The sequence below is a fragment of the Erwinia sp. JUb26 genome, from assembly GCF_003751505.1.
Lineage (GTDB): Bacteria > Pseudomonadota > Gammaproteobacteria > Enterobacterales > Enterobacteriaceae > Erwinia.
The window spans coordinates 70987-85693 of the sequence record NZ_RJVB01000009.1 but is presented as its reverse complement, the minus strand read 5'-3'; the positions used below and the strand labels follow the sequence as shown (position 1 = coordinate 85693).

Below are 14707 nucleotides of genomic sequence, written 5' to 3'. Positions count from 1 at the left end.
ATCATGCCTAAGTTTGCTGCTAACCTTTCTACGCTGTTTAACGAACTGCCTTTCCTTGAGCGCTTTGACGCTGCGGCACAGGCCGGTTTTAAAGGCGTGGAATTTCTGTTTCCCTATGAATACGATGCGGCGGTACTGAAAGAGGCCCTGACGCGGAATAAGCTGGAGCTGGTGCTGTTTAACACCGCACCGGGGAACGCGGCGGCGGGAGAGTGGGGCGTTTGCGCGATCCCAGGACGTGAAGAAGACGCCCGTCGTGACATCGACCGCGCGCTGGAGTATGCGCTGGCGCTGAACTGCCGTCAGGTGCACGTGATGGCTTCGGTGGTGCCGCCGGGTGCCGACCGCGAAGCCTGGTGCCGTACCTTTATCGACAATGTGCGCTACGCCGCCGATCGCTTTGCGCCGCACGGTATTCGCGTGCTGCTTGAGGCGCTGAATCCGAAAACCAAGCTGAACTATCTGTATTCCAGCCAGTACCAGACGCTGGATATCGTTAAACGCATCGACAGGCCGAATGTTTTCACCCAGCTCGATCTTTTCCACGCGCAGCTGGTGGACGGCAACCTGAGCCATCTGATCGCCGATTACGTCGGTCAGTATCAGCATATCCAGATTGCCTCAGCGCCCGACCGCCATGAGCCGGACGAAGGGGAGCTGAATTATCCGTGGCTGTTCGATCTGATTGACCGCAGCGGTTATCAGGGTTGGATCGGCTGTGAATATTTCCCGCGTACCACCACTCTGGAAGGTCTGGGCTGGTTCGACGCCTGGAAATAATCTGACGTGAATACTCACCGCGCTGCGCAAATTTTGCGCAGCGTCGGGTTTCTGTTGCCTGAATCTGGCCACCCGCCAGGGGAAATGCTGCTGATAACGGCGCTCTAAAGCGCTGAAATAAATATAATTATTGAGGCTTATTTATGTCTACCGCCCTGTTATTAACGATCGCCGTTGCCAGCGTGCTTATTCTGCTGCTGCTGGTGATTAAAGCCAAAGTCCATCCCTTTGTCGCCCTGCTGGTGGTCAGTCTGCTGGTTGCCATCGCCACCGGGATCCCCGCCGATAATATTATGAAGGTGATTTCCGCCGGAATGGGCGGCCTGCTCGGTTCGATAACCATTATTATCGTGCTGGGGGCGATGCTGGGGGCAATTATTGAATGCTCCGGTGGCGCAGAATCTCTGGCGCAGCGCTTTACTCAGACGCTGGGAATTAAACGTACTGTGGCAGCGCTGACCATGGCGGCCTTTATTCTCGGTATTCCGGTGTTCTTTGAGGTCGGCTTTATTATCGTTATTCCACTGATTTATGGCTTTACCAAGGTGGCCCGCGTTTCTCCGCTAAAGTATGGCCTGCCGATGGCCGGTGTGATGCTGACGGTGCACGTGGCGCTGCCAACCCATCCCGGTGCGGCGGCCGCGGCGGGACTGTTGGGCAGTGATATGGGCTGGCTGATGCTGTTGGGCATTGCGGTGTCCATCCCCGTTGGCGTGGTGGGTTACTTCGTGGCGAAAGCGATGAACCGCCGCCAGTATCAGCTTTCGGTCAGCGTGCTGGAACAGTTACAGCTGGCAAAGCCGGAGGGTAGCCAGAACCCGTCGAAGGGCGAGCAGGCCCCCGGCGCGTGGTTGATTTCCTCGCTAATCGTTGTGCCGATCGTGCTGATTGTGGTGGGCACGCTGGCGCACACGGTGCTGCCGGAAGGGAATGTGATCCGCCAGGTGCTAACGCTGGTCGGTACGCCAGCGATTGCGTTGCTGATTGCGCTGGCGCTTTCCGCCTGGCTGCTGGGCCTGCGCCGTGGCTGGAGTCGGGATAAGCTCAGCGATCTGCTGGATCGCGCCATTCCCAGCTCTGCAGGGGTTATTCTGGTGGCCGGTGCAGGCGGTGCGTTTGGCAAGGTGCTGGTGGAGTCCGGCGTGGGCAAGGCACTGGCGCTGTCGCTGGAAACGATTAATCTGCCGCTGATCCCGGCCGCGTTCCTGCTGTCGCTGGCGCTGCGTGCGTCACAGGGTTCTGCCACCGTCGCAATTCTAACTACCAGCGGTCTGCTAACCCAGGCCGTCACCGGACTGAGCGATATGCAGCTGGTACTGGTGACGCTGTCGGCCTGTTTCGGCGGTTTGGGGCTTTCTCATGTCAATGATGCCGGTTTCTGGGTGGTAACGCGCTATCTGGGCCTGTCGGTTGCCGATGGCCTGAAAACCTGGACGGTGTTAACCACCGCTATGGGCCTGACCGGCTTTGTGCTGGTGTGGCTGCTGTCGGCGGTGCTATAACCCGCTGGCCTGCGAAGCGGAAATCTTCTTCTATACTTAAGCCACAGGAACTTACTGATGAGTTCTGTGGCTTTTTACCTTTGAAGGAGATGAAAAATGAAAATTATTCTCTGGGTCATCGCAATTATCTTTATCGTTGGGCTGTTAACGATTACCGGTGTCTTTAAACTCATTTTCTGATTGTCTTTCCGGCCGCCTGTTTATACTCTACAGGTGGCCGACATTAATTTTTAATCTTGGTTAATCATGCCTTTCGTCTTTTTAAATGTAACCACTTTCTATTTTCGTGGTTGTGTTTTTAGTATCTATTGCGAAATAAATACGGGGTTTTTATTATCAACCAAACGTCAATATGCCTCTGCGTGCACTAAAATATTTTCTTTTGCGGGATATACTCGCAGAACTTATATGGAGAAACGTGCCAAGGAGAAATGATGACGTTTAATGAAGAACAGCTATTACAGGATGAAGCGAAGTATTGTTCGTATGGTGATACGGTGCATTATGTTAATCCACCCAAAATCTTCGATCGCTGCAAAGGAAGCTATCTGTTTGATGCGCAGGATACTCCCTATCTCGATCTGCAAATGTGGTACTCGGCAGTCAACTTTGGTTACGCCAATCCCCGCCTTGATAACGCCTTAAAAAAACAAATTGACCAGCTGCCGCAGCTGGCCAGCCAGTATCTGCATCCTACCAAAATCGAGCTGTCAAAAATCATTGCTCAGGATATGGAGCGTAAATTTGGCCTGCCGGGCAGAGTGCATTTCAACGTCGGTGGCTCACAGTCGGTGGATGATTCCCTGAAGCTGGTGCGCAATTTCTGCAACGGTAAAAGCCGGATGTTCGCCTTTGAGGGCGGCTATCATGGACGTACGCTGGGTGCGTCATCGATTACCTCCAGCTATCGCTACCGCCGCCGCTTTGGCCACTTTGGTGAACGTGCGCAGTTTATTCCGTTCCCCTATCCGTTCCGCCGTCAGAAAGGCATGACCCCGGAAGAGTACGCGGAAAAACTGGTCGCTGATTTTGCCCGCCTGTTTGAAAACGAATACCACGGACTGTGGGATCCGAAAGCACAGCAGTCTGAATTTGCGGCATTTTATATCGAACCCGTGCAGGGCACCGGTGGCTACGTTATTCCTCCGCGCAATTTCTACCCCGCGCTGAAAAAGGTACTCGATCAGCATGGCATTCTGCTGGTGGTGGATGAAATTCAGATGGGCTTTTATCGTACGGGTAAGCTGTGGTCGGTTGAACACTTTGGGATTACGCCGGACGTGTTGGTGTTTGGCAAAGCGCTGACTAACGGCCTTAACCCGCTGGCGGGCATTTGGGCACGGGAAGAGATGATTAACCCAACCACTTTCCCCGTCGGATCCACCCACTCTACCTTTGCCTCGAATCCGCTGGGTACCGCCGTCGGGCTGGAAGTGATGCATATGCTGGCGGAGAAAGACTACGAGCGCCAGGTGATGGAAAGCGGTGCCTATTTCCTTGAGGGACTGAAATCTCTCCAACTGCAGCATAAAGAGATTGGCGACGTTGACGGTCTTGGACTGGCGCTGCGTGCGGAGCTTTGCGGGCCGGACGGATTCACGCCGGATAAAGCGCTGCTGGATAAGATGGTGGATATTGGTCTTTCCGGGACGCTGGAGTATCAGGGGCAGAAGACCGGGCTGGTGCTGGATGTGGGAGGGTACTATAAAAATGTTATCACCTTCGCGCCATCGCTTGAGATCAGCCGGTCTGAGATCGATCAGGCTATTACGCTGTTAGATCAGCTGCTGGTTCGGGCGAAACGCGAGCTGTACACCAGTAAATGATCAGGAAAAAGTACGTCAATCAGTGAGAACCAGCAACAGGGCGCGCTATTTGCGATGTATCCGTCGCAGGAGGTTATCGTACGAGCGCTGTTGATGGTGTGCCGTCATTCTCGATCCGGTTGAATCTGTTAACTATCGTAGTGCCATAGCCAGCCCATCTATCCGGGCTGGCGAAAGTGGCTGGCGTGAGTCAAAAAAGAGACTCACTGTACCTGCCGTTCCGCGTTCTCATCGACCTGAGCGATCTCCCCCTTTGCCAGCAACAGGATCCCGGCGAGGATCAACAACCCGCCGAAGGTTTTGGTCAGCGTCAGGCTGTCGTCAAATAACCAGACCGAAAGCAGCGTAACGCTGATAATTTCAAGATGCGATGCGGCAAATGCCGGGCCAATCGGCGCGTACTTCAACAGCGTCATCCAGGTGAAAAACGCGCCGGTATAACCCAGAAATCCACCATAAATCCACGGGTGGCTGAATATACGAGAGAGCCAGGCGACGTCCATCGTGAGCGGTGACGCATGAATCGCCGCCGCTTTAAAGCTGAGCTGCGCCAGCGTGTCGAACGCCATCAACGCGAGGAAGCCAATAATATAGAAGCGTTTCATTAATCCATCCCTGTTATCGCTACGCCCAACGAAATCAACAGAATGCCGGTTAAGCGCCAGCAAGTAAGCGACTCCTTAAACCAAATTCTCCCGGCCAGCATAATGGTGACAATGCTGGTTGAGCCAAGCAGGATGCCAACGGAAAGCGGGACGAGCGTCAAAAAGGCCAGCCACAGCAAAAATTCAATGGCGTAACAGGCCATACCCAGCCAGATCCACGGCCGCAGCAGCATATACCGCCACTGTCGCAGGCCCTCATAGTGTGCGCTACCGCTGGCTGCGGCTTTAAACGACAGTTGGCCCATGCTGTCGATCGCCACATTGAGAAACCACAGCAACAGGGTGAGATGACTCATAATGGCTCGCTGCCGGTGGTTTTCCGGTCCGGCAACAGATCGCCGTTGAGGGAAATCATACGTTCTCCTGCGATGGAATCGGCAAGCTGTCCTGTATAGTCAGACCTTCAACACAGACGCGCACCTCGCTGAAACTATTAAAAGGCGTGTGCGGAATCCCCCCTTTCAGGCACTGGGTTAGCAGGCTTTTTTTTGCCAGTACGTGACTGGCTTTAGCGGCAACGCAGAAATCGGAGCGACCGTCGCCAATGACTAAAAACGCGCGCGGGTTCAACGTGCGTGCAACCCGGCATTTGCAGGTGCCGCTGGCGAACTGACATTGCGGATCAAAGTGCGGAAAGCTGATGCGCCAGCGCCGCTCGCTAACCTGCTCAAGGTGATTGGCAATCACCGGCAGGCCAGCAATGTTGTTATTGCTTAAGATCCGTTCAATGGCGTAATCAAGGCCATCGCTAACCACATAAAGCGGGATAGCCTCAGTTTTTGCCCAGCGGGCAAAACGACAGAATTCTGGGTCAATTTTGATTTTATCCAGGCATTCATCCATCTGCTGGCGTGAAACATCAAGTAATGATATTTGACCGCTGAGGCAATCGCGAGAACCTATTTCGTTATTTTTCCAGCGCGTCTCCAGTAATTGCCAGTCAGGATGCCCAAACTTCTCCATTAATGTATCCGTAACATCGGCACAACTAATTGTGCCATCAAAATCACATACAATAATCCAGCGTGAATCCGCGCGTGTGATAGTGCCGGATAATTCCTGATTTTCCATATATAACGTCCGACTGTAGAGGGTAATAAGTTAGTGAACAGGCGTTGAGGCCGTTCAGCTAATTAACGGATTCAGTTTAAGGGGGAAGATATAAATAAGATATAAACAGAAACGGTGCATAAACGAACGGCTTTTGAATTAGCTGTCAAAAAGGCACAAATTGCATTTTCATCGTTAGGTATTTATCAGATCTGGATGATGTTTTCAAAGCGTGACAAAACGCGAATCGGAGAATGGATGCGATCGGTACCGGCTAACCGTCGGCAATGTGAAGGCTGCAAGGAGGATCAGGTAAGCGTTACGGCTATTTTTTTATCGCGCGGTGGAACAGATTTTCAGCAATCGTTGCTGGTAAAGTGCTGGAATGAGTCGATAAACTCGCCAGAGTATCGTGACTGCTGAGTCGTTTATGGCAGCACGCGCACATCGCCCCGTGATGTCCACCATTACTATTACCCACCGTAAAGATGAATTTTGTGCTTCCACACTGCCCACACCTTAACATTCTAATCACCAAAGCCTCCCTGTCTCCTAATGGATAGGAATTATCTTATCAAAAAACAGTCAGAGATCTATAAATAATATTTATTAGTTTTTGTTAGCTTTAATTTTGTTTAACTTTATGATAAGTAAGTTTATTTTTATAAATTCGCGTATTTTATACCCTGAAAAGACTCATTGATTCGTAAATAAATCGTGATTTATATGATTTAGCGTAAATTTTGTTCATTTTGGTATGGAATGCGACTGAAAGATCCTAAGCCGTTGCTCGCAGCGAAATTTTGTCCTTGAACTTACCCTTACCTGTGGATTTTTTGAGTAGTAATTGAAGTGATGACTTAATGTTTTTTCATTTATTTCAACGGGTTCAGTTTTTTATCTGGCCGTAGCAAGATGGCTGTGTGGGGAAAATACAGGAGTTAATGATGTGTTTAAGTGGAAACGCTATAATTAGCATTATTAGTCTAATATTGTCCGGGCCGAAATGTTGGGCCCATACAGGAAGTTGATTGTTAATCATTACCGGGGAGATGTGAGAACTATTATGGCAAGCCTGAAGAAATACCTCTTTTTATTGCTGCTGGGTGGCCTTTTTTCTGCAGGTGCGCAGGCGTCAAAGCTGAACGATGCGGTAGCGGAAGGGTGGAACTCTTTCACCGATAACGTCAGCCAGACCTGGAACGATCCGCAGACGATTGACCTCTACATACCGGCTATCACCTGGCATAACCGCTGGACCTACGACAAAGAGAAAACCGACCGCTACAACGAGCGCCCATGGGGTGCAGGCTTTGGGATTAGCCACTATAACGAGAAGGGAAACTGGAACGGCATTTACGTGATGGCTTTTAAAGATTCCTATAACAAGTGGGAGCCGATTGGCGGTTACGGCTGGGAGAAAACCTGGCGCCCCCTCGTCGACGATAACTTCCACCTGGGGGCCGGTTTCACTGCTGGCGTGACAATGCGCGATAACTGGAATTATATTCCTATTCCGCTGGTATTACCCCTTGCTTCAATCGGTTATGGTCCCGCATCATTTCAGATGACCTATATTCCAGGTACCTACAATAACGGTAATGTTTATTTTGCCTGGCTGCGCTGGCAGTTTTAACGGAAGAAAAGTGCGAAAAAAATGAGGGATGATAAAAAAAGACGATATTTGTCACTTTTTCATCATTGTCTACTGGACAAAAGCCTTCGCAATTGCTGTACTAGATGCCGACACAGTTTAGTGTCCATTTTTCATGTAAAGGTAATATAGATGTCTAAGATCAAAGGTAGCGTTAAGTGGTTTAATGAGTCCAAGGGATTCGGTTTCATTACTCCTGAAGATGGTAGCAAAGATGTGTTCGTACACTTCTCTGCCATCCAGAGCAATGGTTTCAAAACTCTGGCTGAAGGTCAGCGCGTAGAGTTCGAAATCACCAACGGCGCTAAAGGCCCATCTGCTGCTAACGTTGCCGCTATTTAAGTTATCAGACAGAATTTTTAAAACCCGCCTCATGAGGCGGGTTTTTTTTCGCCTGAAGATCGTCAAATGAGACCGAGCGGGCGAGGCCGGTGTAACAATTGTGACCCGGCGAGGGGAACAGCATGCCGAGTCATTGCATGCTAACGTGAGAAGAACAGTATCAGCCAGGCCACTGCTGCGCTACAGGCCAGCAGCATAGCTATGCTTTCAATCGGAGTGCGGGGAAGCCAGTTCATCGTGATCGCCTCTTACAGTGTGATGCGCTGAGTCTGCCGAAACATTATTAAGGAAACATTAATCGCCGGTCACCTCGGTTGATAAATGGATGCCGTTGCACTCTGATTACACTTATCAGCACTTGTAACATTACCTTGTGATCTGGCCCCTTGCGGGGACAGCCGGGCTGAGGCTATAAACAATGACAGGAATTATTTCTGTTAGGGTTTATCGTATTTACCGCTTGCCTGGTCTGGAGAGTGTGGATGAAAATTCGTCTTGCTGAAACGAAAGATGCTTTTGCCCTGAGCGCGCTGCTGGCGGAGTTGGGCTATGAAGGTACGGCTCCATTTATTGAGCGGCGGCTGGCGCAGCTGATAGCGGATGACACCGAACGCCTGCTAATGGCGGAACACGGCCATACCGTGCTGGGATTCCTTTCGCTGCATTTCATCCCTCAGCTGGCGCTGGCGGGGGATTTTGCCCGTATTAGCTATTTCTGCATTGCCGAAGGCGAACGCAGTAAAGGTGCCGGGCAGCAGCTGCTGGCGTACGCAGAACAATTGGCTCGCGATCGCGGCTGTGACCGGATGGAGGTTCACTGCCATGAGCGACGTGAGAAAGCCAATGCCTTTTATCTGCGCGAAGGTTTCACAGAATCGCCGCGCTACCATGTTAAGGAGCTGGGCTGAACGATGAAAGTTGCCGCCGGACAGTTTGCCGTACGCCGCGAATGGCAGGAAAACGCGGATATTTGTATCGGGCTTATGAATGATGCCGTGGCGCAAGAGGTGAGCCTGCTGGTGTTACCGGAGGCCGTACTGGCGAGGGACAACGGCGATCCTGACTGGGGCGTGCGCTCGGCACAGCCGCTGAACGGGCCGTTTGTCAGCCAGCTACTGGCTGCCAGCAAGCAAAATACGCTCACCACGATACTGACGCTGCACGTGCCGGATGGGGCGGGGCGGGTATTCAACACGCTGATCGCCATTCAGCGCGGTGAGATTATCGCCCGCTACAACAAGCTGCACCTTTACGATGCTTTTGCCATGCAGGAGTCCCGCAATGTCAGCGCGGGAGATGAGCTGCCGCCGCTGATAGAAATCGACGGAATCAAGGTTGGGCTGATGACCTGCTACGATCTGCGCTTTCCCGAGATGGCGCGGCGCCTGGTGCTGGACGGTGCTTCGCTGCTGGTGCTGCCCGCAGCCTGGGTCAGAGGCCCACATAAAGAGATGCACTGGGAAGTGCTGGTTACCGCCCGTGCGTTAGAAAATACCTGCTACGTGCTGGCGGTAGGGGAGTGTGGTCCGCGCAATATTGGTAACAGTCTGCTGGTCGATCCGCTCGGTATTGCGACTGCCAGAGCGGCTGAGGGCCCAGCGCTGCTCACGGCAGACGTGGACCCACAGCGAATTGCAGCCGTACGGCAGGCGCTGCCGGTGCTGGCTAATCGCCGCTTTGCCCCACCCGAACTGGCAATTAAAGAGCGTTGAGGGTTCGTATCCTGTTACAGATTGCCGCTAAGTCGGAGTCGTTGACGCGCGTTAAAATAGGCAGATTCGGGGTGTTTCTCCCCTCTGCTTAACGCGAAGAAGGTAGATATGGAAGGTTTAAGTATCGGCAAACTGCTGATTGTCGGCGCGCTTATCGTACTGCTTTTCGGTACCAACAAATTGCGCACGCTGGGCGGCGATTTAGGTGCCGCCATTAAAGGCTTTAAAAAAGCGATGAGCGACGACGACACGGCCGCGAAGCGCGCCGAGCCCGAAGCAAATCCGGCCGAGCAGCCCGCTCGCAAAGAGTAAGTCGGTTTCAGGCGAAAAAAAACGGATGACAGAGTCATCCGTTTTTTTCGCGCACAGGGCGGAGTTACTTCACTTCCAGACCTTTGGCCTGCATGTCTGCATGATAAGACGAACGTACAAACGGTCCACAGGCGGCATGGGTGAAGCCCATATCCATCGCAGCGGCTTTCATTTCATCAAACTCAGCCGGGCTGACGTAACGCTGTACCGCAAGATGGTGGCGGCTTGGCTGCAGATACTGGCCCAGCGTTAACATGGTGACGCCGTGGCGGCGCAGATCGCGCATCACTTCAACGATTTCTTCGTTGGTTTCGCCAAGTCCAACCATCAGGCCGGATTTGGTTGGGATATCCGGGTGCGCTTCTTTAAAGCGCTCCAGCAGCTTAAGTGACCAGTCGTAGTTCGCGCCCGGGCGCACCTGGCGGTAAACGCGCGGCACGTTCTCAAGGTTGTGGTTGAACACGTCGGGCGGTGAGGCGTTGAGGATTTCCAGCGCGCGGTCCATACGGCCACGGAAATCAGGCACCAGCGTTTCAATCTTGATCGTCGGGCTTTTCTCACGGATGGCGGTGATGCAGTCGGCAAAGTGCTGGGCACCGCCGTCGCGCAGGTCATCACGGTCAACGGAGGTAATCACCACGTAGCGCAGCGCCATATCGGCGATGGTCTGTGCCAGTTTCCCCGGTTCGTTGCTGTCTGGGGTGACAGGACGGCCGTGTGCAACGTCACAGAACGGGCAGCGACGGGTACAGATCGCACCGAGGATCATAAAGGTCGCGGTGCCGTGGTTAAAACATTCAGCAAGGTTTGGACAGGAAGCCTCTTCGCAGACGGAATGCAGACCATTTTTACGCATTGCGGCTTTAATGCCCTGAATGCGGCTGGAATCTGCAGGGAGTTTGATTTTCATCCACTCTGGCTTACGCAGTATTTCAGTACGCTCGGTCATCACGGTTTTCACCGGGATCAACGCCATTTTGTCTGCATCGCGGTATTTAACGCCGCGTTCCATCAGAATCGGTTTACTCATAGTCTTGCTAGTTCCAGGTTGGATTGCGGCGAAAGTACCCGCTAAACACTAAATGAGTTTGTGGTACACCCTTTTACTCTCGGACATCAGCCTGTCTGACCGTCTGCCCCGACGTAAAATTTTATGGGTGAATTCAACTTTTTTTGAAAAGGCATAAAAATTATATCATCTCTCGTTTACAGAAACAGCCTGCCAGTGCGAGAAAGCGTTACAGAATTGTAAATCAGAGCGCACATTTTAGCGGTAAATCGCGCGCTTTGCTCCACTGCACGTCGGTAATTGCCAGCTGGCGAGCAAAATTGTCAATCAGCAGCGGCTGAACGGAAGCCAGCGTTGCCTCCGGATGCAGCGCGTGAATGTGCGTCATCTCCAGACCGGCATAGCCGCAGGGATTGATGCGCAGGAACGGCGCGAGGTCCATATCAATATTCAGCGCCAGCCCGTGAAACGAGCAGCCGTTGCGAATGCGCAGGCCCAGTGAGCAAATTTTTCTGTTGTCGACGTAAACACCGGGCGCATCGGGGCGTGCGCTGGCGGTAATGCCGAGCTGGGCGAGGGTGGTAATAATCGTCTCCTCCAGCGCGGTGACTAACTGGCGAACGCCCACTTTACGGCGCTTGAGATTAATCATCACGTACATCACCTGCTGGCCCGGACCGTGGTAGGTCACCTGGCCGCCGCGATCGCTCTGCATCACCGGAATATCGCCCGGCATTAGCAGATGTTCGGTTTTTCCGGCCTGACCCTGAGTAAATACCGGCGAGTGTTCTACCAGCCAGACTTCATCAGGCGTGGCTTCGCCGCGCTGGTCGGTAAACTGATGCATGGCTTGAGAGACAGGTGCCCAGGGCTGCAGGCCCAGCTGGCGAATAATCAGAGTATCAGGAGACAAAACGCACGATCCGGTTAGAAAAGCAGGAGGGCAGTATAGCGCTGGTGCAGGGCAAGAACTAGTATGCCCGCACCAGATATGGGGTTACAGCACCATCCGAACAATTTCGATTTTACCCAGCTCTTCGTACAGCGTTTCAACCTGCTCGATGTGCGTGGCGGTGATGGTGATGGAAACGGAATGGAAGTTTCCTTTGCTGCTCGGCTTAACGTCCGGAGAGTAGTCGCCCGGCGCATGACGTTGCACGACCTCAACCACTTGATCGACCAGCTCTGGCTGTGCCAGCCCCATTACTTTGTAGGTAAACGAGGTGGGGAATTCGAGCAAATCTTTAAGGTTGGTTTTCATATGGACTCCGGTAACACATACAAGGAACCCCGTCGCTGCGGGAGTTCACAGATAGTAACAATATGGGGATATTGTGGGATAATTTCAAGAGACAGGCGAATAACCAGAATGCTATTCCGCAGGGGCCGATCGGCGATCGGCCCCCTTAATGCGCTGAATTAACCGAACCAGTGGTGGAACATCAGTTTGATGTAGTCCACGATTCGGCCGAAGAAGCCACCTTCCGGCACTTCATTCAGTACCACCAGCGGGTGTTGCTCAATGGTTTTGCCATCCAGCTGGAAGTTGATGCTGCCCACAACCTGATTTTTCTGCAACGGGGCATGCAGCTCGGTGTTGGTCAGGGTGTAGCTGGCTTTCAGATCTTTCATCCGGCCGCGTGGGATAGTCAGATAGACGTCTTTTTCCACGCCCAGCTGTACGCGATCGCTGTTACCAAACCAAACCGGCTCGGAGGCAAACTCTTTCCCGGCCTTCAGCGGCGCGACGGTTTCAAAGAAGCGGAAGCCCCAGGTCAGCAGTTTCTTGCTTTCGGTTTCACGGCCTTTGTAGGTCCGCCCCCCCATCACCGCAGAAATCAGACGCATCTGACCCTCGGTCGCGGAAGCCACCAGGTTGTAGCCTGCCGCATCGGTATGGCCGGTTTTGATGCCGTCGACGTTAAGGCTGGTATCCCACAGCAGACCGTTACGGTTCATCTGGCGGATGTTGTTAAAGGTGAATTCTTTCTCGTGGTAAACCGCATACTCGTCCGGCACATCACGGATCAGCGCGCGGCCAATCAGCGCCATATCGCGCGGAGAGCTGTACTGCCCTTCGGCATCCAGGCCGTGCACCGTCTGGAAGTGGGTATTTTGCAGGCCGAGCGCCTTGACGTAGTTATTCATCAGGCCAACGAACGCATCCTGACTGCCGGCGACATAATCGGCCATTGCCACACAGGCGTCATTACCCGACTGCAGCACGATGCCGCGAGTCAGCTGGGAAACCGGCACGCGGTCACCGGGCTTCAGGAACATCAGCGAAGAGCCTTTGAACACCGGATTGCCGGTCGCCCATGCGTCTTTACCGACGGTAACGATGTCGTCCTGATGGATTTTGCCGGCTTTAACTGCCTGGCCGATAACGTAGCTGGTCATCATTTTGGTCAAGCTGGCGGGATCGCGACGCGTATCGGCATTTTTCTCGGCCAGCACTTTACCGGAGTTATAGTCGATCAGGACATAAGCTTCAGCATCAATTTCCGGTACGCCCGGGATCATAGTTTTCATGTTTACATCATCGGCATAGGCGACAACGTTGAGGCTGAGGGCGATCAGCGATCCTACCGTCAGGCGTTTGATCAGTCGAGAAGGGGTCAGATTGCTCATGTTAAGAACGACAACATCCTGGCTAAGTTAAAAAAAGTGACTCACTATAGCAAAATCCTCTGGCAGCGACCCGCGCTAATTGTGGCGGGCCGGTCAGAATCACATTGCATTGGGTGCGACGGTAATAAACGACTGCTGGTTAGCTTCATTCGCCAGCCGCTGCTGCAATGCGGCGGCCTGCTGGCGGGAGCTGAAGCGGCCCAGTTGGACTCGATAAACGTTGCCGCGGCTGTCAACGGAGCCACGAACGCCAAACTGTTTGCCCAGGCTGTTGGCCAGCTGCTGTGCGCGGGTGCCGTCGCTCAGTGCGCCGACCTGCACCACGTAATTTCCGCTGCCGGCAGTGGGCTGCGAAGCCGCCGCAGCGGCAACAACCGCCGGTGGCTCTGATGACGTTGACGAGGTGACCGGCGTGCTGACCGGCTCGCTGCCTTCCAGCACGCCGTTGCGTAACGGCTGAGCGGCACCGAGGAAACCACCGCTGCGAACCGGTGCGCCAATACCGTCATCGCTGCTCAACGTGCTGTTGTCCACCGCGCGGATATTCTGCTGTTCAGGCTGTTCCGCAGGGGCAGTATAAACTTGTGGCTGTGACATCGCTGCGCCGCCACCCATGGTCATGCCCGCACCAATTTCCGGACGGGCAGGCAGGGCATAGCTCTGTTTTGCCACCGTGGTACCGATTGTTCCCGGGCCTGAGAGCGAACCGTCCGGTGCCACGGAAATATAGTCGAGGCGAACCCGGGTATTATTCGAGGTATTCAGCCGATCGGCCGCCGCGCGTGACAGGTCGATAATCCGGTCAGACGTGTACGGGCCGCGATCGTTAACGCGCACCACAATCATCCGGCCATTCGCCAGGTTGGTTACGCGAACGTAGCTTGGCAGCGGCAGCGTGGGATGCGCGGCGGTCAGCGCGTTGGGGTCAAATACTTCACCGATAGCCGTGCGATTTCCACCGACTTCTTCCCCGTACGAGGTAGCCAGACCGACCTGGCTGAAGTTGGAGGGATCCTTGATGACTTTATAGGTTTTGCCATTCACCGAGTAATCCTGGCTGGTACCGGGATTAATCGGTTCGTAACGCGGTTCTGCTCCGCCAATTTCTACCACCGGGCCGTTATACGCCTGCTGCTGCGGGGCCGGAGCCTGCTGCTCTGTATCAGTGGTACAGGCTGCCAGCATGGCTGATGCCAGGGCAATCCAAAGCCAATCCTTACGCAT

16 protein-coding genes are annotated in these 14707 nt (G+C 53.5%); 8 read left to right on the top strand and 8 right to left on the bottom strand.

Features of this window, described 5'->3' with window-relative positions; genetic code table 11:
• The first annotated feature begins 3 nt into the window (after positions 1-3).
• From EC836_RS20820 to EC836_RS20810, 3 genes are all read left to right on the top strand, one after another.
• On the top strand, positions 4-780 hold the full coding sequence (locus tag EC836_RS20820) for an HPr family phosphocarrier protein (protein WP_123336671.1): 777 nt from the start codon (positions 4-6) through the stop codon (positions 778-780).
• 143 nt (positions 781-923) lie between these two features.
• The gene (locus EC836_RS20815) at positions 924-2282 is read left to right on the top strand and encodes a GntP family transporter (protein WP_123336669.1); all 1359 of its coding nucleotides are present in this window, start codon (positions 924-926) and stop codon (positions 2280-2282) included.
• A gap of 434 nt (positions 2283-2716) precedes the next feature.
• Entirely contained in the window at positions 2717-4108 is a 1392-nt protein-coding gene (locus EC836_RS20810) for an aspartate aminotransferase family protein (RefSeq protein WP_123336667.1), read from the top strand.
• A gap of 203 nt (positions 4109-4311) precedes the next feature.
• Here the strand turns inward: EC836_RS20810 and EC836_RS20805 are convergent, their stop codons facing one another.
• The 3 genes from EC836_RS20805 to EC836_RS20795 are packed head-to-tail and all read right to left on the bottom strand — an operon-like array spanning position 4312 to position 5844.
• Positions 4312-4713, bottom strand: coding sequence for an EamA family transporter (locus EC836_RS20805; protein WP_123336665.1), 402 nt, complete (start codon positions 4711-4713; stop codon positions 4312-4314).
• Positions 4713-5069, bottom strand: a complete 357-nt coding sequence (locus EC836_RS20800) for an EamA family transporter (protein ID WP_123336663.1) — start codon at positions 5067-5069, stop codon at positions 4713-4715. Before EC836_RS20800 ends, EC836_RS20805 begins: the two co-directional genes overlap by 1 nt.
• 55 nt (positions 5070-5124) lie before the next feature.
• Positions 5125-5844: an MtnX-like HAD-IB family phosphatase gene (locus EC836_RS20795; RefSeq protein WP_123336661.1), complete on the bottom strand. Its 720-nt coding sequence runs from the start codon at positions 5842-5844 to the stop codon at positions 5125-5127.
• 1045 nt (positions 5845-6889) lie between these two features.
• On the opposite strand from EC836_RS20795, the gene pagP reads away from it, so the two are divergent.
• From pagP to tatE, 5 genes are all read left to right on the top strand, one after another.
• On the top strand, positions 6890-7459 hold the full coding sequence (gene pagP, locus EC836_RS20790) for a lipid IV(A) palmitoyltransferase PagP (RefSeq protein WP_123336659.1): 570 nt from the start codon (positions 6890-6892) through the stop codon (positions 7457-7459).
• A gap of 150 nt (positions 7460-7609) precedes the next feature.
• Complete coding sequence (gene cspE / locus EC836_RS20785) at positions 7610-7819, top strand: transcription antiterminator/RNA stability regulator CspE (protein WP_004156612.1); 210 nt, start codon at positions 7610-7612, stop codon at positions 7817-7819.
• Positions 7820-8301: 482 nt separating this feature from the next.
• Positions 8302-8727: a GNAT family N-acetyltransferase gene (locus EC836_RS20780; RefSeq protein WP_123336657.1), complete on the top strand. Its 426-nt coding sequence runs from the start codon at positions 8302-8304 to the stop codon at positions 8725-8727.
• 3 nt (positions 8728-8730) lie between these two features.
• Positions 8731-9531 carry a deaminated glutathione amidase gene (locus EC836_RS20775; RefSeq protein WP_123336655.1) on the top strand — a complete coding sequence of 267 codons (801 nt, stop codon included), beginning with the start codon at positions 8731-8733 and terminating at the stop codon, positions 9529-9531.
• A gap of 108 nt (positions 9532-9639) precedes the next feature.
• Positions 9640-9843 carry a twin-arginine translocase subunit TatE gene (gene tatE / locus EC836_RS20770; protein ID WP_123336653.1) on the top strand — a complete coding sequence of 68 codons (204 nt, stop codon included), beginning with the start codon at positions 9640-9642 and terminating at the stop codon, positions 9841-9843.
• 64 nt (positions 9844-9907) lie between these two features.
• Here tatE and lipA read toward each other — a convergent pair whose 3' ends face one another.
• The 5 genes from lipA to rlpA all read right to left on the bottom strand — a co-directional run bounded on the left by lipA (position 9908) and on the right by rlpA (position 14707).
• Positions 9908-10873, bottom strand: a complete 966-nt coding sequence (lipA, locus tag EC836_RS20765) for a lipoyl synthase (protein WP_123336650.1) — start codon at positions 10871-10873, stop codon at positions 9908-9910.
• Positions 10874-11096: 223 nt separating this feature from the next.
• Positions 11097-11765 (bottom strand): lipoyl(octanoyl) transferase LipB, encoded by a 669-nt coding sequence (lipB, locus tag EC836_RS20760; RefSeq protein ID WP_123336648.1) that lies wholly within the window; start codon positions 11763-11765, stop codon positions 11097-11099.
• 84 nt (positions 11766-11849) lie between these two features.
• Complete coding sequence (gene ybeD, locus EC836_RS20755) at positions 11850-12113, bottom strand: DUF493 family protein YbeD (RefSeq protein ID WP_105591029.1); 264 nt, start codon at positions 12111-12113, stop codon at positions 11850-11852.
• Positions 12114-12271: 158 nt separating this feature from the next.
• Positions 12272-13483, bottom strand: a complete 1212-nt coding sequence (dacA, locus tag EC836_RS20750; protein WP_123336644.1) for a D-alanyl-D-alanine carboxypeptidase DacA — start codon at positions 13481-13483, stop codon at positions 12272-12274.
• 99 nt (positions 13484-13582) lie between these two features.
• Complete coding sequence (rlpA, locus tag EC836_RS20745; protein ID WP_123336642.1) at positions 13583-14707, bottom strand: endolytic peptidoglycan transglycosylase RlpA; 1125 nt, start codon at positions 14705-14707, stop codon at positions 13583-13585.